Source organism: Acetobacterium fimetarium (assembly GCF_014284475.1).
Classification (GTDB): domain Bacteria; phylum Bacillota; class Clostridia; order Eubacteriales; family Eubacteriaceae; genus Acetobacterium; species Acetobacterium fimetarium.
Map to the genome: position 1 here is coordinate 239,745 of NZ_WJBC01000001.1, position 23,265 is coordinate 263,009.

A 23,265-nucleotide genomic window follows, 5' to 3' on the forward strand; every position below is an offset into this window, starting at 1 on the left:
CCAATCAATTTTTTAATTTATGCGTGTTTTGATAGCATCTAAATTATACCAATTTAATTTTTTCAAAAGGATCTTTCAAATGTTTTCATTTTTCCAGAAGCGGCACCTTCTTAATTTTTCTTAACAGCACCGGCAGAAGATTAATAACCGAACCCAGCAGGATCAGCAGAATTCCCAGCAGTTTATTCGCGGGGATTTGTTCACCAAGAATCAGAAATGCCAGAACCGGCGCAAGGGCTGCCTTGAAGACAAAGACAAGCGAGGCTGTGCTGGCGGAAGATTTCTCAATTGCCATGAAATAGCAGGCAAAACCAATGCCGGTCACACCGACACAGACATAAATCAAAGATGGCAGAGCCTGAATGCTGTATCCGCTGAAAAAGGGAATGGCGGCAAAATTCGCAAAGCCGGCATTGACAAGGGCTCCGGATACAGCCGGAATATGTGTGACCAGTGCCGCAAGAATCATTTCTGAGGCGCCCCATAGAAAACTGAAACAGGTCGTTGTCAGGCCACCGTATTCATTGCTCGGTTTCTTGCCGCAGACACCGTAAAGGGCGAAAAGGATGGCTGACAGAAGCGCTAAGATAATGCCGACAACACTCAACTTTGTATTGAAAGGGTTGATGATGCAGATGATTCCAATGATGACGAATAGAAAAGCAATCACGTTATTGGCGCTGATCTGTTCTTTCAGCAGCAAATACGATAAGATCAGGACGAAAACCGGCTGACTGCTGAAGAGAACTGCCACGATCGATGCTTCCGTATAGGCAATCGCCAGCTGATATAAGGTCATGCTGACGACGATGCCGATAAAACCGTAAAACGCAAACGGCATCATTTTACGGATGTTCATTTTCAACCCTTTCGATTTCAGAGTGCGCAGTGCAAATGGCAGCAGCACGATGCCGCCGATTAAAAAGCGGGTAAAAGTAAGCTGGACAGGATTAAACTGGCCCGATATGGATTTCAACACGATTTCCATGGTGCTGAACAAGAATGTTGCCGCAATGATATAGCCGATTAATTTTTTCATAAAATAAATTCCTTTTCATAATAAAGATTGCTTTATAGCACAAACCGTATTATAACAGAAGATGTAATATATATATAATTGTTATGTTATATGTTATCCATCGATATTTTCTATATATCAATAATCCTTTGAGGAGGCGTTCATGTCTGTCAATTTTGAATATTACAAAGTTTTTTATTATGTTGCCACCGCCGGCAGCATCACCGCTGCGGCCAAAAAACTGTTTTTAACCCAGCCGACAATCAGCCATTATATCCAGTCACTGGAGAAGGAACTGGACTGCAGCTTGTTTTTACGGACAAAAAAAGGTGTCATCATGACACCCGAAGCAAAACAGCTTTATTCGCATATCGCGCTGGCCTGCGAGCATATTTTTGAAGCGGAACAACAGCTGGAAAACGCCAAACACCTGATGGCCGGTACCATCACAATTGGCGCCAGTGAAACAACGCTGCATCATTTCATCATGCCTTATCTGAAAGAATTCAGGGCGCGGTATCCGAATATCAAAATAAAAATATCAAACAGTAACACCCCGGCAATCATGAAACTGCTAACCGAAGGTCTTCTGGATTTCGCGGTTCTGGTTGTGAACGATGATATCCGGGTTGAAAAGCCTTTTTTTCAGAATGCCCTTGATAAAATACAGGATATTTTCGTCGCCGGACCGGAGTATGCTCATTTAAAAAACCAGCCGTTATCGCTGGAAGAGCTGAAGTCTTATCCCCTGATCTGTCTTGAGAAAGGGACCATGACACGAAGCTTTCTCACGCGCTTTCTGCTGGATCATAAAATTGACTGGGATGCCGACGTGGAACTTGATTCGCATGAACTGATCCGGATGTTGGTCATGCAAAATTTCGGCATCGGTTTCATTCCCAATATCGTTGTATCTGATGATATCGAAGCCGGGGACGTTTTTCATCTGAAGATAAACAGCGTCATTCCCAAAAGGCGTATTTCTCTGATCAGCAATCCGAATACACTGTCTTTAAGCAGCAAAGCGTTTATCAGTCTGTTTGATCATCTGACTTTATAGCATACTGCCGACACGGCAACATGCCACACCAACAAAACACTGATGCAATAATTCTAATCGTGTTTACAATTAAATGATTTGACAAAACCAAATGATTGATTTAGACTAAAACTAATACCATTAGTTTTAGTAAAGGAGATCAGCCATTGGCAAGAAAAGGTTTGGATTCAGAAATCATCATCGCTGCAGCAGCCAGGCTGGTTGAAGAAAAAGGCTATGACCATTTTTCTTTAAATGAGCTGGCAACAAAGCTTGGAGTGAAGACTGCTTCGCTTTACAATCATATTGAAGGCATCCGTGAAGTCAATTCAAAAATTTCACTGCTGGCAGTCAGCCAGTTGAATCATATTCTCGAAGCCGCCATTGCGCAAAAAGAAAAAGATGACGCGCTGATGTGTCTGGCCGTGGCTTATCGGGACTATGCCCAAAAAAATCCTGAGTTATACAAAGCCGTAATTAAGCTGCGTTCGTCGGATGATGCCGATTTGAAAGAATCAGGATTCAAGGTGGTCGAGCCGATCATCCGCGTTTTCAGGCAATATGCGCTGAACGAATCCGAAATGATCCATCTTTCCAGAGGCTTCCGCAGCGCCATGCACGGATTTGTGGAAATGGAAGAAGCCGGTTTTTTTCGCAGTCCTGATGCAAATATCGATCAAAGCTATCAGAAAATGATCGCCGGATATTGTTTCATTCTCAACCGTTATCATTGACAGGCAGCTAATGGCCGTCTGAAAAATATGCAAAGTGAAAAATATATGGAGGTAGAAAAATCAGTCATATAATCAAAGAAAAATCATTCTATAAAATGGTGGCCGCCATTGCCATCCCCATCACAATGCAGAGCCTGATCACCATCGGTGTCAATATGACATCTACGATCATGGTTGGCGCCCTCGGCGAAATGGAGTTGTCCGCCTCCTCCCTTGCCAATCAGTTTATCATGATCTTTCAGATCTGCTGCATGGGCATCGGCATGGGTGCCTCCGTGATGACATCGCGTTTCTGGGGAATGCAGGATTTGGCATCTCTCAAAAAGTCGGTTGCCATCATGCTGCGCATCTGCCTGGCACTCAGTCTCGTTTTTTCCTTGCTGACGATTTTCGCACCGGCCATGATCATGAGCGTCTATACCACCGACTCGACCATCATTGAATACGGGGTCAAGTTTTTCAAATGGTCGGTTCCCTGTTACGTCCTGCTTGGCCTGTCTCTGACCTCCACCATTGTTCTGCGCAGCGTCGGTCAGGTGAAACTGCCGTTAGTTTCGTCCATTTGCGCCTTTTTAATCAATCTTTTTTTCAACTATCTGCTGATTTTTGGAAATTTCGGTGCACCACAAATGGGAATTGAGGGTTCCGCCATCGCCACGCTGATTGCCCGAATTTTTGAATTCACCTTCATCTGCGGCTACCTGTTTTTTATCGACCAGAAAATTGCTTTTCGCATCCGACATCTCTTTATGCGCTGCAGCGATATTTCGAAGGAATATTTTGCTGTGGCCATCCCGGTATTGGTCAGCGATTCCTTGCTGGCTTTTGGCAACAGCGCCGTGGCCATGGTTATTGGCCGGCTGGGTGTGAGCTTTGTTTCAGCCAATGCCATAACCGTTGTCACGCAACAGCTCAGCACGGTTTTTATCCAGGGGATATCGAATGCTAGTGCCATTATGACCGGACACACCCTGGGTCGGGGTGATCTGCAAAAAGCCCAGCAGCAGGGCGTGACCTTTCTCTATCTGGGCATTGCGGTCGGTGTTGTCGGTGCCATCCTGATCTGGGTTATCAGTCAACCGATGATCAGCTGCTACAACATTACTGAAGAGACCCGTCAGATTACGAATCAGCTGATGTTTGCCATCGGTTTCATCGTTATCTTTCAATCAGCCAACAGCATCTTAACCAAAGGGGTGCTGCGTGGCGGCGGCGACACGCGTTTTTTAATGGTGGCCGACATTATTTTCCTGTGGGTGGCTTCCATTCCGCTGGGTGCACTGGCGGGTTTGGTCTGGCACTTGCCGGCATTCTGGATTTACGCCTTTCTTAAAATTGATCAGATCATCAAATCCGTCTGGTGTACGTATCGGCTGCAAAGCAAAAAATGGATCAAGAAAATTGCCGCCTGTCCGCTAAATGAAACTGAACAGACATGATTGAAAAATGGGTGTTCAGTTTAACTTTCAAGTAATACACCTTCTCTTTTTTTTGGCTTCTGCGGGTATCCTTTTTATTTTTCGAAGCGATACAATACACTAAATTCTGATTTAATTTCAATTTTTTCTTATCTTTCTTGTTCTTATTCTGAAAATATGCTATCTTTAATATTAGAAACTGACTGATTCAGTTGATGAAATTGTTTTTCTAGTGAACGGGATTCTCCCACGTATGTTGGGCATTGATCAGCATGCAATTACAACACTTCTTTACAAGGGTATTAAACTAGCCAAAACAATTGATTCCAATCATATTCATTTTCTTTGTAAATGAACTTGATCAATTGAAAAGTGACTTGTCCGTCTGGCAAATAATCAAGCCGGATTGGGGCCATCAATATTGAAACTCCAAAAGCCGAAAATGCTCCGGTCGGGTAACGGGAGCATTTTCGGCTTTTGAGCTTGCGCTTGTTTTATAATGGATCATCTGTTTTATCGTGTAAAAACTTCTTGATGCTTCTGCTGACGACATCAATCGTGAAAAAATCTGCTTCATAGACACTCATTGTTGAATCATAAATATCATCCTTCAAATTTTCCATCATGAAGATAATGCTGACCACATTTCCCTCTTTGTCCCGCCAGATGACTGTATTCTTGCCTTTTTTCGAATATCGAAAGAAGGCATTCACCTTCTTTGCATCCCATGGCAGATAAAACCCCTCGGCGTTAAGCGCTGCATCAACATCCCGCAGTCGTCTTCCTCTCCCTCTCAGTTCTTTTATTTTGAGAATCATGTTTTTCTCCTTTCAAAACAGAACTTTTATTTGCAAAACTGCCATGAGTTTCGCCTCCGGTTTACCTAAAAAGCACTGCTCTATCAGATTATCATTAACAGCGTATTCACCAATCTCAACGGCATGCTGTTCTCATTTCATCATCCCTGGAGTTGCAATTAATGATAAACATTTCTTAATGATCATTATAACCAAAATTCTGATAAAAGAAAAGCCTGTTGATTCTACCAGATTCCCAGGAAATGCTGCATTAAAAGACTGGCAGCGGTTATACCCACCCAGCAGCCAAACCCCATCAACAGCGGATTCCTGCCCGTTTTTACCAGTTTTACCAAATCCGTATTCAGCCCGATGGCCACCATCGCCAGAACGATGAAGAATTTACTGACTTCTTTGATTGGCGCAAACACGAAAGCTGGAGTACCCAGAGCGGTTGCGACCGTGGTAATCACGGAAGCCAGAATAAAGAAAAGGATGAATGTCGGAAATATTTTCGTTAAGCTGACTTTTTGATTACTGGAATGACTTTCTGCCTTCGCATGATACAAGCCAAGTAAGAGTGTAATGGGGATAATCGCCAAGGTTCTCGTCAGCTTTACCGTCACCGCCTGATCCAGCGTCGCCGAACCAAGACCATACAGACTGTCCCAGGTTGAGGCGGCTGCCGTCACCGACGACGTATCGTTAATGGCGGTTCCAGCAAAAATTCCGAAGGCATTGCCGCTAGTCGTTGAAAAACCGAGCCAAGTCCCCAGTGCCGGAAAGCAGATCGCCGCCAACACATTGAAAAAAAAGATAACCGAAATCGCCTGCGCCACTTCCCCGTCATCCGCGTCGATCACCGGCGCAGTCGCCGCAATCGCGGAGCCCCCGCAGATTGAGGAGCCAACGCCAATCAGGGTGGCGATATTTAGCGGCATGTTCATGGTTTTTTGCAGGATAAAAGCAATCGCGAGGGCAGTCGAAATAGTGGCAATAATAATTGGAAACGACTGTCTGCCTGTATCCAGTACGACAAAAATGTTCAGTCCAAACCCCAACAGGATCACGGCATACTGAAGAATTTTTTTTGAAACAAAACGGATTCCTGAGTCAAATCGACTGCGATTTCTGATAAACAATGACGCAATCATTCCCAAGATGATCGCAATGATCGGTCCTCCGATGAGTGGATAATTCTTGCCGAGCAACCAGGCTGGCATAGCAATGACAAGACAGAGAAAAAAGCCCTGCCAATTCTGCTTGATAAAATTCATAAATCCTCCATTTTAAATCTGGATCCAGTTGTTTTTTTAATTTTCTAAACGTTTCGACAGAACTCAATTTACCACATTTTTTAAATAAATTAAAATTATATATATTTATCGTTGGATAATTTTGTGTTATAGTTGTTTTGTGTAATTTGACTACCGGAAAGGAATTCAACAGCATGATGGATTTTAGAATGGATACTTTTGTAACGGTCTGCCAGTATCTGAATTATACTAAAGCGGCCGAAATACTCCATATTACTCAGCCGGCTGTGTCCCAGCATATTCATTACCTTGAAAACTACTATGGCACCAAACTGTTTGTGTATGAAAAGAAAAAGATGATGTTGACCCAAGCCGGTGATATGCTTTACAGAGCTGCGGTTACCATGAAACATGATATCCGCTATCTACAGGAAAGTCTCCGTGATTTCGCCATGCGAAAAGAACGCCTGATTTTTGGTGCGACGTTGACAATTGGCGAATTTGTTATCGCCGAACAACTGCGCGACTACCTCAACTGCTTTCCGAATGCTGAAATCCGTATGATGATCGGCAATACCCGCGAACTTCTCGATAAGCTGCATTTGGGTGAAATTGATTTTGCTCTGGTCGAAGGAAATTTCAGTAAGAAAGAATATGATTATCTGACCTTCTCTCAGGAACGGTTTATTCCCGTTTGCGGCTGGGATTACTGTTTTTCACACAATCCTGAAAAACTTGAAGATCTTCTCTCGGAGCGATTGATTGTCAGAGAAATCGGATCCGGCACCAGGGAAATCATGGAAAAAAATTTTGAATACCGGAATCTGGCGATCGGTGATTTCAGGAATACGATTGAAATCAGTGGAATGACCGCCATCAAAAACATGGTGGAATATAACTGCGGCATCACTTTTTTGTATGAGGCGGTTGTTAAAAGAGAATTAAAGAGCGGTATTTTAAGAGAAATTGAACTCGCTGATTTTCAAATATCCCATGATTTCACCTTTATCTGGAATCGCGGCAGCGTTTTTTCCGAAAACTATCGGGAAATTTTCAAACTGCTGCATACTTGATATTGACTACTTTCTCTATCCTTTTTTTAAGCAATAAAAATAGGCTGGTTCAAAACTATCAGTTTTGAACCAGCCTGTTTTACTTTGCCGATCAATATAAAGCAAAATGTGGATTCAGTGCTTTTTTGAGTCGCCTTGGCGACCATGAAACATTAACTGAACTGAATCCTTTTCTCCCCGTTATGATTAAATCAAACGCTTCGTTATTTACAATTTCTTCAATTTTTTGGTCAATCGCACCGACTAGAATTCTTTTATTTATTTCCACCCCGGAGTTCTCATACTTTCTGACCAGACCATTCAACATTTTTTCAAATTCCATGGATGTTTCTTTTTGCCGTTCACTCTGTTTTTGCGCAAATCTTTCAGGAACTGCTGTTGTATCATAAAAGGGTAAACGATTTTCGACAACGGATAGGAACGTTACTTCACTACCCAATTTTTTTGCCAACTCAACTGCTTCATCTGCTGCCTCCAATGAAATTTTGGACCCATCCATGGGTACGAGTATTTTTTTCATTGACATCCCTCCTAATTTTTATATAAATAATGTACCCATAAAAAGGGAGGAATAAACAACGAAACAGCACAAATTTATTTTTATTTTAAGCGCTCTGAAAGACCATTGCTATTCTTTCACAATCAGCACGGAACACGGTGCTGTTGCCAGCACCTTTTTTGTCGTCGATCCCACCAGGAAACGTTTTCCTGGACTTAATCCTCTTTTTCCCATCACGATCAGATCAGAGTGATCCTCTCCGGCGAAGTCTTCTATTTCCATATCAACCGGGCCGGTTAAAATCTTCGTATGCAGTACCAGACCCAAATTTTTGTATTTTTCAATGAGCGCATGCAGCAGTCTTTCATATTCACTCGTTGCATTTGCTTCTATTTGATTCTGCATTTTTATCAGGTTGGCCGAAATTGGTTTTGCTCCGTAAAATGGCATTTTCACCTCGACTACAGAAAGAAATGTGACCTCGCTGCCAAATTTTTTTGCAATCTTGATCGCTTCATCCGCTGCTTTCAATGAAATCCCTGAGCCGTCAACAGGTACGAGTATCTTTTTCATAGTAATGCCTCCTCTGTATTCGTTTACATAGATTTTATCACCTTATTCATTTCCTGTCAATGAACTTTCAGGTAATTTCTGCAACCTGTCCCGAAGCATTCGTCAATTTTTGCTAATCGTCCGCTTAAAAAATAGTGCGAATCAGCAGCATATAACAGGCGGTACCCAGGATGATACTCAAGAGCGAATTCTTTTTTAGATACTGTACCACAATCACCAGTGCGACCGAAAGAAACTCGGCCAATCCAAACGGGAAAGCGGAAAAATCGATGTTTCTCAGACAGTAAACAACCAGAATAATCATAATCGATGCTGGCAGCATGTTGCCAAGATAGACAACCGTCTCGGGGATTTCTTTCTTCCCCCCAAACAAAAGATAGGGGATGGCGCGGGTAAGGCCGGTCATCAGCGAAACCACGATCAGGGTTACGGCAGCATCGGAAAAATCAATGATCAACGTTCACACCTCTCATTTCTAAATTCACACTGTCTTTCATTACCACCAGGACGATCAAACTCAATGACAGAGCCGGCAGTATAAAATTGGCCGGCCCCAGCATAAAGTAAAAAGCGATCGCGCTGGACAGTCCCGCAAGCGCAGGAATGTGTGAGTCGAACTGCCGCCATTGGTTCACACAGACCGTCACGAAAAACGCGGTCGCCGCAAATTCGATCCCTGTCAGATCAAAAGGAACCAGTTTTCCGAACAGCGCCCCAACGGTACAGCTGAAAATCCAAATCAGATAGCACATAAAGTTGATGTAGAAATCCACCTTCTGTTCGTCGAGATCTTTTGGGTAGTCAAGCGAACATAAAACCGAATAGGTTTCGTCGGTCATTGTCAGAATCATAACGGGATATTTCCAGCCCATTTTTTTGAATTTATCAACAAATCCGATCCCGTAAAAAATATGTCTTGCATTGACGAAGAACGTCATTGCGGCGATCATATACAAGGGCGCGCCGGAGGTCATCAGGGAAATCATCACGATCTGCATGGAACCGGCATAGATGAAGACGCCGGCCAAAAAAGACCACCAGACCGAATATCCTGCTTCGGTAATCAGAACCCCAAAGGCCATCCCGATGAATAAGTATGAAAATAGAAATGGTATGATCTGCTTCAATGCAAAACGAAAAGCTTTCAATGATCTCCTCCTGTGGTTCTTGATCTTGCTTTCAATGCTAACACAGAAAGAAACGCCATACAATGTATATATCGTATGGCGTACAATCATTTTATTGTATGGCATATAAATCAGCTGAGTGTCTTCAGCAGTTTCTCAAGGATCACCAGCCCTCTTGCCAGTTCCTCAATCGTTTCCGGCGCACAGACTGACATGCGAACGGCATTTTCGGGCAGACTGTTACCCACGGTAAAGCGCTCAGCAGCGTAAACCTGCACGCCGCGCTCCAGCGCCAGACGCTCGAAACTCGCTCCCGATATGCCTGCCGACAGCTGAATCCACCGGAAAATCGATGTTTCATCGCCATGACAATGATAATTCGAAAGTATCTGATTGACCCGTTTGTTTCTTGCGATCGTGTTTTTGCGGTGACTTTCAATAATGGTATCAATATTGCCGGAGACAATCATTCTGGCCGCCAGCTCCGCCATCAGCGGCGAAACCGAAATATTTATATTGTAAAGGGCATTGGACAGCGACTTCCGATAGCGTTCCGGCACGGATACATAAGCCAGCCGCAGCCCGGGCGCCGCCGTTTTGGACAAACTGGCGATATGGATCGTCTGATCCGGTGCAAATGTTGCCACCGCTGGCAGCCGCTTCGGGCACATCAGATGATAGGTGGCATCTTCGATGATAAAAATATTCTGTTCTCTGGCCACCTTGGCCAGTGCTTTTCTCCGCGCCAGGGACATCCGGTGCGTTGTGGGATTGTGATGATCGGGGATCAGATAAATGCCTTTGAGATTATCGCTACGGCAGGCATCCGCCAGAGCCTGCGCATCCATTTCTCGGTCTCTCTGGCGGATCGGCACCAGCTGGATTCCCAGCATCGCCGCTGCGGTTTTCAACCCGGGATAGGTATGGGGATCTGCTCCAACTTTATCCCCATGCTTGCAGAGGCCGGCCAGCGCTGCTGTGATGGCATTCTGACCGCCATTGGAAAACAAAATGCTGTCAATCTCAGTATCATATCCGCCTCTTTCCATCAGCTTGACAGCTGCGTCCTTCTGCCAAAGCATATCGTTTGGTCGGCTGTAGCCGAACCACTTGACAATATCCGGTTCATTGACCATGCTCCTGAGCTGTACTGCAAGCGATTCGTAGGAACCCGGCTCGGGTAGCGTCGCGCCCAGTTCGATCACATTGGGGGTCTTTCGGTCCGAAAGCAGATAGGCATTGGACAGCGCATCAAAGGAAACGAACGTTCCGCTCCCCACCGTGGCGCTTAAAAGCCCCTTCAGTTCACACACCTTGAATGCTTTGGAAATAGTGCTGACGTTGATATCCAGAAAATCGGCCAGCTCACGCTGCGGGGGCAGCCTGGTTCCCGGCAGCAGCAACCCTTTCACGATATCCTGTTCAAGCTGATTGGCCAGAAACCGGTACATCGGTTTTGCGCCCTGATCGATCACCGGTTTCCATGACATCGGAAAATCTTCAAACGAGTTTATCGACATGGTAATTCCTTTCTTTTTTCATACAATTATACAATTGTGTGGCGCAACTTGCAAGTTAAACCAAATTTCCTGACGCCCTGTTTTTACCTACAAGGGGATACTCACTTCAAATTGCACGCCGTTTTGCTCATTCTTCACCGCAACTTTTCCACCGTGGCATTGAATGATTCCCTTGACGATCGCCAAACCTAGACCTGTTCCCTTTATGTCGGATTCGCCCTTGTAGAAATATTTCCAGATTTGATCCAGTTCGCTCTCAGGAATGGGATCTCCGGTGTTGTAAACTGAAACCACCCATTGCTCTGCCCGCCTTTCACATTGAACTGCAATGACACCATCGGGACTCACATGTTTGATCGCATTGCTGAGCAGATTGTAAAAAGCCTGTTCCAGCCGTTTCCGGTCAAAAGCGACGACGAGCCCCGGTTCACAGAGGTTCTTAAGCCTGATGCTTTTTTCAGGATAGGCGTGGCTGAAACGCTCCACCACCGAAGCAATCACGTCAAACCCATCATGCTTTTCCAATTTTAGCCGGTAGACGCCGGATTCCATCTGCGACAGATCCAGTAAATCGCTGGCTATCCCGCTGATTTTATCTGCCTCCTGCTGGATCGTCACGAAATATTCCGACTCCTCTTGCCGGCTTTCCGGAATTCCATCCTCCAGTGCTTCCGCATGGCTTTTTATGATAGCCAGCGGCGTCTGAATTTCATGAGAGACCTGTGCGGTAAAGCGCTGCCGCATTTTTTCCAGGGTACGCTCCTTGTTCAGTTCATCCTGCAGTCTGACGATCGTCATTTCCAGTTCATCCGAAATATGATTCAGGGTTTTGCCAAGCTGTCCGATTTCATCCTGCCGGCTGCCCCGATATTTTTCACCGAAATTGAGGTTTCCCATCTCGGTTGCGATCCGGTTCAGTCCGACGATGGGTTTCGATATTCCGCTGGCAAAAAAATAGGCGAACAAAAGCGAACTGGCGAAGATTACCGCCAGAAACATCAGCAGAAATTTCTGAACGATTTCGATCACCTCATTGACCGAGGTTAACGGAATCCGTCCGACAATTTGCGAGCCGTCTTCAGCCACTTCCTTGTAGGAGAGCCATTCGACCTGGTGATCGCTGTTGCCAAGAATCATCACAAAGCTTTCGCCGGCCGGATGCGCTTGTGCCTGGTTTGCAATGCTCTGTCCCTGTCCGTAACCATCACCTTTCCCGGATGCATTTCCCGAACCTTCGCCGGCATTATTGCCGGCGCCACTTCCGGATCCCGAAGCAGCACCGGTTCCCGAATGTTCACCGTTATTCACCCCTTCGCCAGCTCCACTCGATCCGTTTTCCGATGCGGCCATCCTTTGAATGCTCACCCAGGTTCCTAATCTTTCGTTGTGAAGGTTTTCGAGCCATTGCCGTGCCTCGCCTTGTGCCGTTTGAGATTCTACATCCGTAACCGTCGATGTTTCGGTTGAATTTTCACTGGTCTGAATGATCTGAATGACGGTCCCCTCTTCCCCGGCCCGATCGATCAGGGCCTGAAGTTCCGGCGTCAGACCTTCCTGATTATAAAGCGCTGCCACTTCTTTCGTTTTTTCAATCAATGCGTCCGTTCGACTTTGCGTATAGTAGGATTCAAAGCCGGAAGTCAGGGCAAAATAAGTCAGGCCACACAAGATGACAAAAAAGACGCTCAGATAAAGCATCAGTCGCGAAAAGATTGAACTTCTCATTTCTGAAATTTGTATCCGATTCCGCGGACGGTCTGGATACACTCTCCCTTTTCTGCCAGTTTTTTACGCAGTCTTTTGATGGTCGTGTCAACCACCCGGATATCGCCCTCATAATCAAATCCCCAGATCCGGTCGAGAATCTGTTCCCGGGACAATACCAGCTTCTGATGATTGATGAAATAGGCCAGGATTTCATATTCCTTCTGAGTCAGCTGAATGGTCTCACCGTCGATTGTCATCTGCCGCTCCTCCGGTGTGAACTGCATGCCGCAGATATCCAGTCTGTTCTCAGCAGTCGCTACGCCGCTGCGTTTGAGCAACGCTTTAATGCGCACCATCAGTTCTCGCGGACTGAAGGGTTTCGTCACATAATCGTCCGTTCCCGATTCAAAGCCTTGAATCTTGTCATCTTCCTCTCGCCGGGCTGTCAGCATGATCACCGGCACATTATCCGTCTGTCTGATTTCCTCCAGCACCTCAAATCCATCCATTTTTGGCATCATCACGTCGAGGACAATTAAATCCGGTTTTTTCTCCGCCCACAGATCCAGTGCCGCTTCGCCGTCGACAGCGCCGAATCCGTCATACCCTTCTTTTTTTATATATTTCAAAACGATGTCCCGCAATTTGTCTTCATCTTCTGCGACCAGAATGCGAATTTCTTTCTTCATCATTGCACCTCCGCTATTTAACTGTTTGACACAATAATGACACATAACCGTCATATAATGCAACCATAAAATAATTTAAAAACTGGAGGAATTAAAATGAAAGCAAAAGTAATTCTAATCGCATCATTGGCATTGATGCTGGCAACCGCTGGCAGCGCGATGGCAGCATCCCCGAATGGACAGGGTCGAGGCACCGGAAATGGAACCTGTACTCAGCAGGGACTCTGCGATACAAACGGTGACGGAATCTGCGATGGTACCGGAGCTGGTGCCGGCATGAAATACGGATACGGCTCTTTCGTCGATGCTGACGGCGATGGCATCTGCGATGCTCCCGGAACCCATGCCCAAGACGGCACTGGCATGCAGCATGGCCGAAACAGGTAGTTATAATCATCCGATTATAAAAGCCGCCTTATAAACTAGCGGTTAAAAACAGGGGTCGAGAAATTGTCCCCTGTTTTTTTATCGTAGACCTTTGTTTTAAATCTCTTTATAATGGGTAAATATATTTTATTATGCTTTGGGAAAAGGGAGGATTTTATATGCGAAATAAACTGACAGTAGCGATCTGTTTGATTTTGATGTCTTCTTGTATTTTTGCAGGGTGCGGCGGTCAAAGTTCCAAACAGACAACACACACGTATGAAAATGGTGACGTCTATGTGGGTGAATGGGATAATAACAAGCCAAACGGCCAGGGGACGATTACTTTTGCAACTGGCGACAAGTATGAGGGCGAGTGGAAGGATGGCTTGAAGATCGGTCAGGGGACCGCTACTTTTGCAAACGGTGACCGTTATGTCGGCCAATGGGACAACGATGTACCAAATGGCCAGGGAACGATCACCTATGCTGACGGCAGTACCTATACCGGTGAATTGAAAGATTACCAGAAAAGCGGACAGGGCACCTACACCTATGCCGACGGTGACAGTTATGTCGGTCAATGGGATAACGACTCGCCAAATGGCCAGGGTACCTACACTTATGCCGATGGCGGAAAATATGTGGGGGCCTGGAAGAATGGTAAGATGAACGGTCAGGGAACCGCTACTTATGCCGACGGCCTCACTTATGAAGGCGAGTGGAAAGATGACTTGCCCAATGGCCGCGGTACCGTTACGTTTACAGACGGCACAACACAATCAGGAACTTTTGAAAACGGCAACTATGTCGGTGCGTAAAATCAAATCGTCAGAATGCTGCGACAAGTTTAATACTGACTAAGACCAACACGGTCGGATCATGCCAAATGGACTGGCTTCAGCAGATGCTGTAGCCAGTCCATTTTTATGCTTCATCAAATCGAAACGATCGAACTGCCAGAAACAGCGTCATTGCGATCAGAATCAGTAAGACCGCAATGCTGATCCTCCAGCCCTTTTGATCGTATAAAAAACCGCTTCTCAACCCATTGACAAACCACTGGAATGGATTCAAATAATTGAGGATCTGAACCCATGACGGCGCACCTTCAAGCGAATAGAATGCATCGCTGCATAACAGCAAGGGCATGGTGATTAAATTGGCGGTAATGCTGGCCTGCGCTTCTGTTTTGCACAATGCGGAGATGAAAAAGCTGAAAAACACATATCCGCATGCTCCTAAAACAGCAACAATGCCCATCATTGCAGTTGAAGCAATTGATAGTGCAAACCCAAACACTACACTCCCGACGCCAAGAACCAGCATCGCACATAAAAGTGAAATGATGACCCAGGCGCTGGAAACACTGAACAGATAACGCCACAATGACATCGGTGTCACCCGCAAGAGTTTATACACACCGCGTTTTCTCTGAGAAAGCACAGAAAAAACCGTTGTTGTAAACGCATAGAACAGAATTCCCATTGCCATCATACCGGTGGTAATCTGCATGGCATAGTCCGGCTGCCTGATCAGCAGTCCTAATCCAACTGTCCCTGCAATGGGTAGCAGAATTGACCAAAACAGCAGGAAGGGTTCTCGAGTGGCAGCTTTCATCGACAGACTAAAAATAGTATTCATTTGATTCTCCTTAATTTATATTTGTTCGTGTTAATTCAAGATACAATTCTTCCAGATTCTTTACCTGATATTTTTCGATCAGTTCGTCGGGTTTTCCTTCGTCGACAATAATGCCTTCATTCATAAAAATCAGTCGATCAGCCAGCTGTTCAACTTCTTCCATATCGTGCGATGAAAACAGAACCGTCTGATTATTTTTTGTCATTGTACGAATCATCTCTTTGATTTCGTACCTCGCCCGGGGATCCAAACCGGCTGTCGGTTCATCCAACACCGCCAACTCGGGGCGATGCACATTGGTTACAGCAATTGCCAGTCGTTTCTGCTGACCGATCGATAATTTTATTGCCGGTGTTTTCCCGGCCTCGGTTAAATGGCAGCTTTCCAGTTTTTCACGGATCTGTTCCTGATCGAGTTTTGTCTGATACAATGCGGCAAACAGTTTTAAATTTTCCTCTACCGTGTATCCTTCAAAGAACGGTGTCGACTGAAGCTGAGCTCCGACAAAACGTCGATAGTCCGGCCGCCAGTGCTCAATATGCCCTTCATCCGGTTGCAAAATTCCCAAAACCATCGCGATCGTTGTGGACTTGCCGACTCCGTTAGGACCAACCAGGGCCAACACCTCCCCCTTTCTGATCTCAAAATCGATACCATGAATGACACTTCTCTTTTTAAACCCTTTGACCAGACCTTTTGCAGAAACTAGATTCATTTTGATTTCTCCTTAATTTATCGTTGTTTATTCAACGTTGATTATATGGTTATTTTTTTCTCCCTCGAAAAGAGGGAGAATTGATATTATCTATGAAGTGATTATCTAACTATGTTTGTTTATTTTCCGATTCCAGAATTTTTATTGCCTTTTCAACAAATTCCCGCTGTTGCTTAACGATCGCAAACATATTATCGAACGTCAGCATTGTCATTGGCGGAATATTGTTATTCATTGCCAGCTTTTTTAATTTCAATCCATCTTCAAGCACTTCGTATTCTTTTTCTAAAGATCGCAACTGATTGTTCAACACTGTCAACGCCTCTTCATTTGATATTTTTTCAACAAACGACAGTCCCGAATACAGTTTTGATGGATAATTTACTGAAGACGCTTCAAGGGCTTCTTTCACTAATTTCTTTGCATAATCCTGACCGCCTTCGGTAATTTTATAAATGGCTTTTTGCCGGTGTCCGGTTTGTTCAATACTTGCTACCGCAACCAGTCCTTCTTTCTCCATTTTTTTTAAAGCATGATAAATGGAACCGATGAGTACACCGCCCCACCGTTCTGCATCGGACAAGCGCAGAATCTGTTGAATATCATATCCAGACATCGGCTGTACATCAAGGATTCCCAGAACAAGCAATCGTGTCAAATTTAACCACCTCCAATACTCTATGTTGAGTATTATGCGTTGATTATATGTTTCTGTCAACATTTTTCCGGATTTTTTTTCTGATCACGTGAGCAGGCCGTCTGATCACGATAAAAGCTGCCCATAAACTAAAAAAGACTGCCCATTGTAATTAGGCAGTCCGTCTTTTTGTAATTCACATCTTAATTATGGCATCCGTGTTCATGTTCATGGCACAATTCGCCGGAATCAACAACTGCACCAGCCAGCCAGTTGAGAGCCACTTCTTTGACATCGCCGGAGCATCCGCGCAACACTTCGATGCCCGATCGATTCAATACATTAACTGCACCTTCACCCATATTGCCAGCAAGCATCAGATTAACGCCCATTTCTGAGAGCGTTGATGCAATATTGGATTTGCAGCCACAGCCCGCAGGCGACGTGATTATTTCCTGGTTGATGATCTCTTTATTACTGTCATCTATGGTGAAAACAGTATAATACTCACAATGGCCAAAATGGCTGTCAATGATATTCTGACGAGTCGGTAACGCAATTTTCATAAAAATACCTCCAAAAAGTTAATATGTCAATCAACAGTGTTTTATTGACATATGTTATTAATAACACTATTATAATACATTATCAGCATATGTCAACAACTAAAATAATTGTTTTAATAAATTTCAGCTTCAATAATAAATAGTGTCAAAAACAGGAGTAGTCGCTTTCAAACGACCGCTCCTGTTTCTCTGTTGCTATTTTTTATTTACTGTCGATGAAGCCCACGGCATTCAGTGCTGCAATTTGCCCCTCACCAGCCGCTTTCATATATTGATAGGGTTTTCCAGAGATGTCGCCGGCCGCATAAAGACCTTCCAGGTTTGTCTCCATCTTGCGATTCACTTTGATATGCAAGCCATCCATTTCAAGTCCGGGCACCAGCTGTTCCGGGCTGACACTGTCCTTTAAAATGAACACCGCATCGGTCTTAATTTCCCGATCCTTGAGGATCAGCAGATTAGCTTTATCCGTCCCCTGAATCCTCACCGGTTCACCCTGAATGATCTCGATGTCCTTATTTAATGCGACATTTCCCTTGAACATCGGCACAAAATATGTTTTTTCGACGACCTCATTGATGAAATTCGCCTCTTCCACCGATTCCTGATTATACCCGATGACAGTAACAACTTTTCCTTTGTAAAACGAAGCGTCGCAGGTCGCACAATAACTGACCCCGTTGCCCAGATACTCCAGTTCTCCCGGCAATGGCTTTGAGAACTCAATGCCGGTTGCAACGATCACCGCTGTCGCCTCATATTCTTTGTCATTGGACATCAATGCGAAGTAATCACCCATGGCATAAATATTATTAATTTTCTCGGCGGTTACTTCAACCCCCATGTCAGTGGCATGCTTAATGAACTTGTCCTTGAGCTGTACTCCGGTTATTTCCGGAAGTCCCAGATAATTGTCGATCATTGGTGCTTTGACTAATTTAGCACTTAAATCCTTATTTCCAAAAACAATGATGTTTTTGTTTCTTAATTTTGCATTTATTGCTGCCGAAATCCCCGCCGCGCCGCTGCCGACTATTGCTAAATCATATCTCACGCTCATCGTAACGTTGTCCTTTCACATTAAATTAAATATATTTTTCCAGTTTTCCTTTTAATACTGCCTTAGGTTGAAAACCAACCATGGTCTCGACAGCTGCTCCGTTCTTAAAAATCATCACCGTCGGTACGCCGGTGATTTTGTATTTCCCGGCTATATCAGGACTTTTATCCACATCAACTTTATAGACTTTGGCTTTTCCTGCCATTTCCGTGCTCAATTCCTCAACCACAGGTCCAAGCATTTTACAGGGGCCACACCACGTTGCAAAGAAATCCACCAATACTGTCTCATTGCCATTTAAAACTTCATCTTTAAATTCATTACCGTTAATTATTTTTGCCATTGTATTATTCCTCCGTTTTCATTTTTTCAAGGCTTGGGGATATGCTCCCGTTCCGCCTGCCACATTTACAACATGGTAACCCAATGATGCCAATTTTTCGCACGTTCTTGAACTTCTTGACCCTGACTGGCAGATGATATGATACTGCTCTTTCTCATCAAGATACTTGGCCGGATTCTTCAGCAAATCCCCCATCGATATATTTCTGGCTTTGGGAACATGGCCGGTTTTGTATTCATGTGTCTCTCTGACATCAATGAGGTTAACCCGTTCAATCCTCTCGCTTAATTCTTTGGCGCTGATTGAATCGTATTTCTTTTTAAAAATCGAAAACATCTTTTTTTCCACGTCTGATGAAGGCTCGGTCGCCTTCATCAGACAATTTCCTTTCTGATCAATAAATTTTCTTCCTGTAATTTAGGTTTAACTGTTTAAATAAAGAAGTTTACATTGGAGTCTTCTGCTTCACCAAGCATGTAGCCGACTCCCCCGAATTTTACGCCGTCAAGCAGCTCTTCCTGTTGAATTCCCATAACATCCATCGACATCTGGCAGGCCACCAGCTCAATTCCACTGTCGATTGCGGCTTTTACCAGGTCATCCAGTGATGAGATATTTTTATCGTTCATGACTTTTCGCATCATGGCCGTTCCCATACCGGCCATATTCATCTTGGAAATCTTGAGTTTTTGGGTTCCTCGCGGCATCATTGCTCCGAACATCGAATCAACCAAGCCCTTTTTCACTCTGGCCTTCTCATGCTTTCTCAGAATATTCAGTCCCCAGAAAGTAAAGAACATGGTAACTTTTTTGCCCATCGATGCGGCACCATTGGCGATGATAAAGGCGGCAATGGCCTTATCCAGATCCCCGCTGAAGACAACGATTGTTTTGTTGTCTTTTGCCGGCGCACCAGATGAGCTCTGATTGACTATTTCATTGCTGATATTCTTTTTTATAAAAGCCGTAATGTTGCCAGTTGTTTTATTGAGATCCAGCAATTCATTATTGGTCCGTTTACACCAGGCTTTGATATCTTCATAGAATCCGGGATCGGAAGCCGTCACTTTGAGGATCTGTCCGTCTTTCAGTTCATCCATGGATGCCTTCACCTGCATCAAGGGACCGGGACAGCAGAGCCCGCAGGCATCCAGATGCTGATCGTAATTTTCGGTCTTGTTTTCATCGATTCTGACCGCCTGGGTATCCGGATCAATGGACTGCTTTGATGATTGGCCGCTACCCGAGTCCGGTCCACTGGATTCAGGTTTTTGGGGCGCATAGCCGATCATCGCGGAAGTCTTGTACCCGCCGGTCACATTCACGACTTTGAAGCCATTCTGCAGCAGAATTCTGGCCGCAATATAACCACGCAGGCCAACCTGGCAGTATTCCACAATGGTTTTGCTCTTGTCCAGTTCGTTCAAGCGTTCTCTCAGGCTGTCCACCGGAATATTCATGGCGCCATCTAGATGACCATTGCTGTATTCCATCTCAGTCCGAACATCCAGAAGAATATAATCTTGACTGCTGTAATTTTCGATGTCCTTCCAGGCTACCACATCCATTCTGCCCGCCAGCACATTCTGAGCGACAAACCCGGCCATGTTCACCGGATCTTTTGCTGATGAAAATGGTGGTGCATATGAAAGCTCCAGCTCGGCCAGATCATCGACGGTGCCGTTAAAACGGATTGCCGTAGCGATGACGTCAATTCGCTTATCCACACCGTCGTATCCGATTCCCTGGGCTCCCAGCACGGTTCCTTCTTCATTGAAGATCAGTTTAAGCGACATCGGGATGGCACCCGGATAATAGGAAGCATGGGATACCGGGTGAACATAGATAACCTTGTATGGCATGTTTGCCCGCTGCAGCGTTCTTTCGTTGGCACCGGTGCTGGCGGCGGTCAGTCCGAATACCTTGAGGATTGATGAACCCTGCGTTCCCTTGTAGGTGGAATAAAGTCCTGCGACATTGTCGGCCGCGATTCTTCCCTGTTTATTGGCCGGCCCTGCCAACGCAATGGCGGTCTGCTGTTTGGTGATGTAATCAACCACTTCGATGGCATCGCCTACTGCGTAGACTCCTTCCAGATTCGTTTCCATTTTCTCATTGACGACGATATGTCCTCTTGGTCCGAATTCCAGGCCGCTTTCTTTCAGGAAAGCGGTATCCGGTGAAACGCCGATAGCCAGAATGATCATATCCGCATCAATTTTCGTGTCGCTGTTGAGCGTAACCTGGACCTGATTTCCGTTGTCCGCAAAAGACTTGACACCATCACCCAGGACCAGTCCGACGCCGCTTTCAACCATTTCCTTTTCTGCCATAACAACCATATCGGAGTCAAACGGTGCCAGAATATGAGGTGCTGCCTCCACCAGAGTCACTTTCATTCCTCTTTCCTTGAGGTTCTCCGCCATTTCTACGCCGATAAAACCGCCGCCGATTACCACTGCGCTGTTGATGCCTTTTCTATCCACATAAGCTTTGATGTGATCCGTGTCCGGAATATTTCTTAGGGTAAAAATTTTATCGCTGTTGATTCCGGGAATATTGGGTCTAATGGCTTTCCCACCCGGTGACAGGATCAGATAATCATAGCTTTCCTCATAGTTGCCATTCGTTTTACTTGCAACTGTAACTTTCTTGTTTTTTGCGTCGATTCCGGTGACTTCGCTGTTAATTCTGACATCGATATTGAATCGGGCTTTCATGGCCTCCGGTGTCTGAACCAGCAATTTGTTTCGGTCTTTGATGGTTTCTCCGATATAATAAGGAAGACCACAGTTTGCAAACGAAATATACTCGTCTCTTTCAAACATGACGATCTCCGCCGTTTCATCCAGTCTTCTTAATCTTGCTGCTGCAGATGCGCCGCCAGCAACGCCACCAACTATTAGTACTTTTTTATTCATTTCTATTCCCTCCAATAAGTTTTATTAATTTATATTGCGAAAGTCATGTTAATATCATAACTACCCCAATTTCTAATCATTATTAATTTGATTTTACTTTGTCTACGATTTTATCCGTTGTAACACTTTGCGCGCGATTGCATCGCTTTTTCTATATATTTGGATAACACGATATTGTCGATAAGCGTTCACCTTTATTCGGTGACTTCAACTGTCTCAGTGGTCTTCAGCAAACAGGGTTTTAATCAGATCAACAACACGCTCATTGCAGACTTTGTAGTTGATCTCCAGCCCATTCCTTTTTCCTTCCACAATTCCGGCCGCTCTTAACTTCTGTAAATGCTGAGATAATGTCGATTGGGGAACTTCCAGACAGAATTGCATATGAGAAACATTGCACCCTCCATTTTCGATCAAGCCTTTCACAATGCAAAGTCTTACCGGGTGAGCCAACACCTTTAGAATTTCAGCCTTCTCATGGTACTGGTCAAAATCTTTGTCCATGGTCCTTCCCTCCCTTCAATCATCATGTTTATTTTTATATCTGTATATTACGATATATAAATGTATTTGTCAATACATTTTTTTAATTTAATTCTTTATTTCGGCTCCGGCAAAAAAACAAAGAGGATAAACCATTTTAATCGGCTTATCCTCTGCAATTGATGCACTGCCGATGCGACGGCATCAATTATAAAACATCATCAATTATATTACTTCATCTTCTTTTTTAACTTGATTGTCCGGACCCGGTTGATTGATTTTTTCATGATACGCCAGTTTAACGCCAAACAGATAGATTAATGCGCCCAGTATCAGGAAAAACGGGATGACATAGACGGGGGTAATAAAAGCTGCCGGAAGCGTATTGTAGAGAGTGAGCGCTCCAAAAAACATGAATACCATTCCAGCAACCCACTTGATATAGATATCAGGGATGTGTTTAGCCATCCAGGCACCGCCTAGAATACCGATACCGTCTGCAATCAGCATGCCGGTTGTTGTTCCCATCAGGATAAAGAATGGTTGGGCACTTTCTGCAGCGATGGTGATGGTCATCAGCTGTGTCTTGTCCCCCATCTCCGCAATAAAAAAGGCAATTGCCACGGTGACGACCGGTCCGAATTTGTGTTTTTTCTCACCATCCTCATCGATTTTATCCCCACGCAAAGTCCAAAGGCCAAAAGCCAGGAAAGCGACCGCAGCAACAGTTTCCACGGTTTGCATCGGTATGACTGTACTCAGATAGGTACCGGCCAACACTGCCAGGGCGTGATTGAAGATGGTGGCAATCAGCACGCCCAGCATGACTTGCCCAACTTTATACTTGCTTGCCATGGCCATCGCAAGCAACTGTGTTTTATCCCCCATTTCGGCAACAACTACCAGCAGCATTGCCTTAATAAATTCTGACATCCAACATCCTCCTTAAATTTATATCACTAAAAAAGACCTTTAACACAACAGTATCATCTTCCTGATCATTGCCTTTTTCCATCCAAAATAACGATGCAAAAATATTTTTGATCAATCCAATAAAACCAATGTGTTAAAAGTCTCGCT

Annotated in this window: 26 protein-coding genes; 6 read left to right on the forward strand and 20 right to left on the reverse strand. The window is 44.7% G+C overall.

From position 1 onward, the window contains the following. Nucleotides 1-85 precede the first annotated feature (85 nt). A complete protein-coding gene (locus GH808_RS01015; protein WP_186840940.1) occupies nt 86-1,039 on the reverse strand; it encodes a DMT family transporter in 954 nt (317 codons plus the stop codon). Nucleotides 1,040-1,181: 142 nt separating this feature from the next. Here GH808_RS01015 and GH808_RS01020 point away from each other — a divergent pair, with 142 nt between their 5' ends. The 3 genes from GH808_RS01020 (at nt 1,182) to GH808_RS01030 (ending at nt 4,230) form a co-directional block, all read left to right on the forward strand. Then, entirely contained in the window at nt 1,182-2,078 is an 897-nt protein-coding gene (locus GH808_RS01020) for a LysR family transcriptional regulator (protein ID WP_186840941.1), read from the forward strand. A gap of 146 nt (nt 2,079-2,224) precedes the next feature. Next, on the forward strand, nt 2,225-2,791 hold the full coding sequence (locus GH808_RS01025; protein ID WP_186840942.1) for a TetR/AcrR family transcriptional regulator: 567 nt from the start codon (nt 2,225-2,227) through the stop codon (nt 2,789-2,791). 95 nt (nt 2,792-2,886) lie between these two features. Further along, entirely contained in the window at nt 2,887-4,230 is a 1,344-nt protein-coding gene (locus tag GH808_RS01030) for an MATE family efflux transporter (protein WP_186840943.1), read from the forward strand. 473 nt (nt 4,231-4,703) lie between these two features. Here GH808_RS01030 and GH808_RS01035 read toward each other — a convergent pair whose 3' ends face one another. Together GH808_RS01035 and GH808_RS01040 are read right to left on the reverse strand one after the other, a co-directional pair. Then, nucleotides 4,704-5,027, reverse strand: coding sequence for a hypothetical protein (locus tag GH808_RS01035; protein ID WP_186840944.1), 324 nt, complete (start codon nt 5,025-5,027; stop codon nt 4,704-4,706). 224 nt (nt 5,028-5,251) lie between these two features. Next, nucleotides 5,252-6,283: a YeiH family protein gene (locus GH808_RS01040; RefSeq protein ID WP_186840945.1), complete on the reverse strand. Its 1,032-nt coding sequence runs from the start codon at nt 6,281-6,283 to the stop codon at nt 5,252-5,254. A gap of 173 nt (nt 6,284-6,456) precedes the next feature. Between GH808_RS01040 and GH808_RS01045 the strand changes: the two genes are divergently transcribed. Continuing rightward, nucleotides 6,457-7,335: a LysR family transcriptional regulator gene (locus GH808_RS01045; protein ID WP_186840946.1), complete on the forward strand. Its 879-nt coding sequence runs from the start codon at nt 6,457-6,459 to the stop codon at nt 7,333-7,335. Nucleotides 7,336-7,426: 91 nt separating this feature from the next. Here GH808_RS01045 and GH808_RS01050 read toward each other — a convergent pair whose 3' ends face one another. The 7 genes from GH808_RS01050 to GH808_RS01080 all read right to left on the reverse strand — a co-directional run bounded on the left by GH808_RS01050 (nt 7,427) and on the right by GH808_RS01080 (nt 13,453). Then, complete coding sequence (locus tag GH808_RS01050) at nt 7,427-7,855, reverse strand: universal stress protein (RefSeq protein WP_186840947.1); 429 nt, start codon at nt 7,853-7,855, stop codon at nt 7,427-7,429. Nucleotides 7,856-7,963: 108 nt separating this feature from the next. Next, the gene (locus GH808_RS01055; RefSeq protein ID WP_186840948.1) at nt 7,964-8,407 is read right to left on the reverse strand and encodes a universal stress protein; all 444 of its coding nucleotides are present in this window, start codon (nt 8,405-8,407) and stop codon (nt 7,964-7,966) included. Between the two features lie 124 nt (nt 8,408-8,531). Then, complete coding sequence (locus GH808_RS01060; RefSeq protein ID WP_186840949.1) at nt 8,532-8,864, reverse strand: branched-chain amino acid transporter permease; 333 nt, start codon at nt 8,862-8,864, stop codon at nt 8,532-8,534. Continuing rightward, nucleotides 8,854-9,555, reverse strand: coding sequence for an AzlC family ABC transporter permease (locus GH808_RS01065; RefSeq protein WP_186840950.1), 702 nt, complete (start codon nt 9,553-9,555; stop codon nt 8,854-8,856). Before GH808_RS01065 ends, GH808_RS01060 begins: the two co-directional genes overlap by 11 nt. A gap of 110 nt (nt 9,556-9,665) precedes the next feature. Further along, on the reverse strand, nt 9,666-11,024 hold the full coding sequence (locus GH808_RS01070; RefSeq protein WP_243166044.1) for an aminotransferase-like domain-containing protein: 1,359 nt from the start codon (nt 11,022-11,024) through the stop codon (nt 9,666-9,668). Nucleotides 11,025-11,141: 117 nt separating this feature from the next. Then, complete coding sequence (locus GH808_RS01075) at nt 11,142-12,779, reverse strand: sensor histidine kinase (RefSeq protein ID WP_186840952.1); 1,638 nt, start codon at nt 12,777-12,779, stop codon at nt 11,142-11,144. After that, nucleotides 12,776-13,453, reverse strand: coding sequence for a response regulator transcription factor (locus tag GH808_RS01080; RefSeq protein WP_243166045.1), 678 nt, complete (start codon nt 13,451-13,453; stop codon nt 12,776-12,778). The genes GH808_RS01075 and GH808_RS01080 overlap by 4 nt, the downstream gene beginning before the upstream one ends. A 93-nt stretch (nt 13,454-13,546) precedes the next feature. Between GH808_RS01080 and GH808_RS01085 the strand changes: the two genes are divergently transcribed. Continuing rightward, nucleotides 13,547-13,837, forward strand: a complete 291-nt coding sequence (locus GH808_RS01085) for a hypothetical protein (protein WP_186840953.1) — start codon at nt 13,547-13,549, stop codon at nt 13,835-13,837. 158 nt (nt 13,838-13,995) lie between these two features. Further along, nucleotides 13,996-14,637, forward strand: coding sequence for an MORN repeat-containing protein (locus GH808_RS01090; RefSeq protein ID WP_186840954.1), 642 nt, complete (start codon nt 13,996-13,998; stop codon nt 14,635-14,637). A 106-nt stretch (nt 14,638-14,743) separates the two neighbouring features. Here GH808_RS01090 and GH808_RS01095 read toward each other — a convergent pair whose 3' ends face one another. The 10 genes from GH808_RS01095 to GH808_RS01140 all read right to left on the reverse strand — a co-directional run bounded on the left by GH808_RS01095 (nt 14,744) and on the right by GH808_RS01140 (nt 23,118). Continuing rightward, a complete protein-coding gene (locus GH808_RS01095) occupies nt 14,744-15,460 on the reverse strand; it encodes an ABC transporter permease (RefSeq protein ID WP_186840955.1) in 717 nt (238 codons plus the stop codon). 10 nt (nt 15,461-15,470) lie between these two features. After that, nucleotides 15,471-16,175, reverse strand: a complete 705-nt coding sequence (locus GH808_RS01100) for an ABC transporter ATP-binding protein (RefSeq protein WP_186840956.1) — start codon at nt 16,173-16,175, stop codon at nt 15,471-15,473. A 109-nt stretch (nt 16,176-16,284) separates the two neighbouring features. Beyond that, nucleotides 16,285-16,833 (reverse strand): PadR family transcriptional regulator, encoded by a 549-nt coding sequence (locus tag GH808_RS01105; RefSeq protein ID WP_207722221.1) that lies wholly within the window; start codon nt 16,831-16,833, stop codon nt 16,285-16,287. Between the two features lie 182 nt (nt 16,834-17,015). Beyond that, nucleotides 17,016-17,378 carry a NifB/NifX family molybdenum-iron cluster-binding protein gene (locus GH808_RS01110; protein WP_186840958.1) on the reverse strand — a complete coding sequence of 121 codons (363 nt, stop codon included), beginning with the start codon at nt 17,376-17,378 and terminating at the stop codon, nt 17,016-17,018. A 202-nt stretch (nt 17,379-17,580) separates the two neighbouring features. After that, nucleotides 17,581-18,438, reverse strand: a complete 858-nt coding sequence (locus GH808_RS01115; protein ID WP_186840959.1) for an NAD(P)/FAD-dependent oxidoreductase — start codon at nt 18,436-18,438, stop codon at nt 17,581-17,583. Between the two features lie 25 nt (nt 18,439-18,463). Next, the gene (trxA, locus tag GH808_RS01120; protein ID WP_186840960.1) at nt 18,464-18,781 is read right to left on the reverse strand and encodes a thioredoxin; all 318 of its coding nucleotides are present in this window, start codon (nt 18,779-18,781) and stop codon (nt 18,464-18,466) included. Nucleotides 18,782-18,799: 18 nt separating this feature from the next. After that, on the reverse strand, nt 18,800-19,156 hold the full coding sequence (locus GH808_RS01125; RefSeq protein WP_243166046.1) for a rhodanese-like domain-containing protein: 357 nt from the start codon (nt 19,154-19,156) through the stop codon (nt 18,800-18,802). A gap of 56 nt (nt 19,157-19,212) precedes the next feature. Next, nucleotides 19,213-21,702 carry an FAD-dependent oxidoreductase gene (locus GH808_RS01130; RefSeq protein WP_186840961.1) on the reverse strand — a complete coding sequence of 830 codons (2,490 nt, stop codon included), beginning with the start codon at nt 21,700-21,702 and terminating at the stop codon, nt 19,213-19,215. 216 nt (nt 21,703-21,918) lie between these two features. Next, nucleotides 21,919-22,206, reverse strand: coding sequence for an ArsR/SmtB family transcription factor (locus tag GH808_RS01135; protein ID WP_186840962.1), 288 nt, complete (start codon nt 22,204-22,206; stop codon nt 21,919-21,921). 204 nt (nt 22,207-22,410) lie between these two features. Next, the gene (locus GH808_RS01140) at nt 22,411-23,118 is read right to left on the reverse strand and encodes a TMEM165/GDT1 family protein (RefSeq protein ID WP_186840963.1); all 708 of its coding nucleotides are present in this window, start codon (nt 23,116-23,118) and stop codon (nt 22,411-22,413) included. Nucleotides 23,119-23,265: the final 147 nt, after the last annotated feature.

Bases quoted from the DNA above. Each gene is read 5' to 3' on its own strand.
- GH808_RS01015 (WP_186840940.1), bottom strand. From the start codon at position 1,039: ATGAAAAAATTAATCGGCTATATCATTGCGGCAACATTCTTGTTCAGC.
- GH808_RS01020 (WP_186840941.1), top strand. From the start codon at position 1,182: ATGTCTGTCAATTTTGAATATTACAAAGTTTTTTATTATGTTGCCACC.
- GH808_RS01030 (WP_186840943.1), top strand. From the start codon at position 2,887: ATGGTGGCCGCCATTGCCATCCCCATCACAATGCAGAGCCTGATCACC.
- GH808_RS01035 (WP_186840944.1), bottom strand. From the start codon at position 5,027: ATGATTCTCAAAATAAAAGAACTGAGAGGGAGAGGAAGACGACTGCGG.
- GH808_RS01040 (WP_186840945.1), bottom strand. From the start codon at position 6,283: ATGAATTTTATCAAGCAGAATTGGCAGGGCTTTTTTCTCTGTCTTGTC.
- GH808_RS01045 (WP_186840946.1), top strand. From the start codon at position 6,457: ATGATGGATTTTAGAATGGATACTTTTGTAACGGTCTGCCAGTATCTG.
- GH808_RS01050 (WP_186840947.1), bottom strand. From the start codon at position 7,855: ATGAAAAAAATACTCGTACCCATGGATGGGTCCAAAATTTCATTGGAG.
- GH808_RS01055 (WP_186840948.1), bottom strand. From the start codon at position 8,407: ATGAAAAAGATACTCGTACCTGTTGACGGCTCAGGGATTTCATTGAAA.
- GH808_RS01070 (WP_243166044.1), bottom strand. From the start codon at position 11,024: ATGTCATGGAAACCGGTGATCGATCAGGGCGCAAAACCGATGTACCGG.
- GH808_RS01075 (WP_186840952.1), bottom strand. From the start codon at position 12,779: ATGAGAAGTTCAATCTTTTCGCGACTGATGCTTTATCTGAGCGTCTTT.
- GH808_RS01080 (WP_243166045.1), bottom strand. From the start codon at position 13,453: ATGATGAAGAAAGAAATTCGCATTCTGGTCGCAGAAGATGAAGACAAA.
- GH808_RS01085 (WP_186840953.1), top strand. From the start codon at position 13,547: ATGAAAGCAAAAGTAATTCTAATCGCATCATTGGCATTGATGCTGGCA.
- GH808_RS01090 (WP_186840954.1), top strand. From the start codon at position 13,996: ATGCGAAATAAACTGACAGTAGCGATCTGTTTGATTTTGATGTCTTCT.
- GH808_RS01095 (WP_186840955.1), bottom strand. From the start codon at position 15,460: ATGAATACTATTTTTAGTCTGTCGATGAAAGCTGCCACTCGAGAACCC.
- GH808_RS01100 (WP_186840956.1), bottom strand. From the start codon at position 16,175: ATGAATCTAGTTTCTGCAAAAGGTCTGGTCAAAGGGTTTAAAAAGAGA.
- GH808_RS01110 (WP_186840958.1), bottom strand. From the start codon at position 17,378: ATGAAAATTGCGTTACCGACTCGTCAGAATATCATTGACAGCCATTTT.
- GH808_RS01115 (WP_186840959.1), bottom strand. From the start codon at position 18,438: ATGAGCGTGAGATATGATTTAGCAATAGTCGGCAGCGGCGCGGCGGGG.
- trxA (WP_186840960.1), bottom strand. From the start codon at position 18,781: ATGGCAAAAATAATTAACGGTAATGAATTTAAAGATGAAGTTTTAAAT.
- GH808_RS01125 (WP_243166046.1), bottom strand. From the start codon at position 19,156: ATGAAGGCGACCGAGCCTTCATCAGACGTGGAAAAAAAGATGTTTTCG.
- GH808_RS01130 (WP_186840961.1), bottom strand. From the start codon at position 21,702: ATGAATAAAAAAGTACTAATAGTTGGTGGCGTTGCTGGCGGCGCATCT.
- GH808_RS01135 (WP_186840962.1), bottom strand. From the start codon at position 22,206: ATGGACAAAGATTTTGACCAGTACCATGAGAAGGCTGAAATTCTAAAG.
- GH808_RS01140 (WP_186840963.1), bottom strand. From the start codon at position 23,118: ATGTCAGAATTTATTAAGGCAATGCTGCTGGTAGTTGTTGCCGAAATG.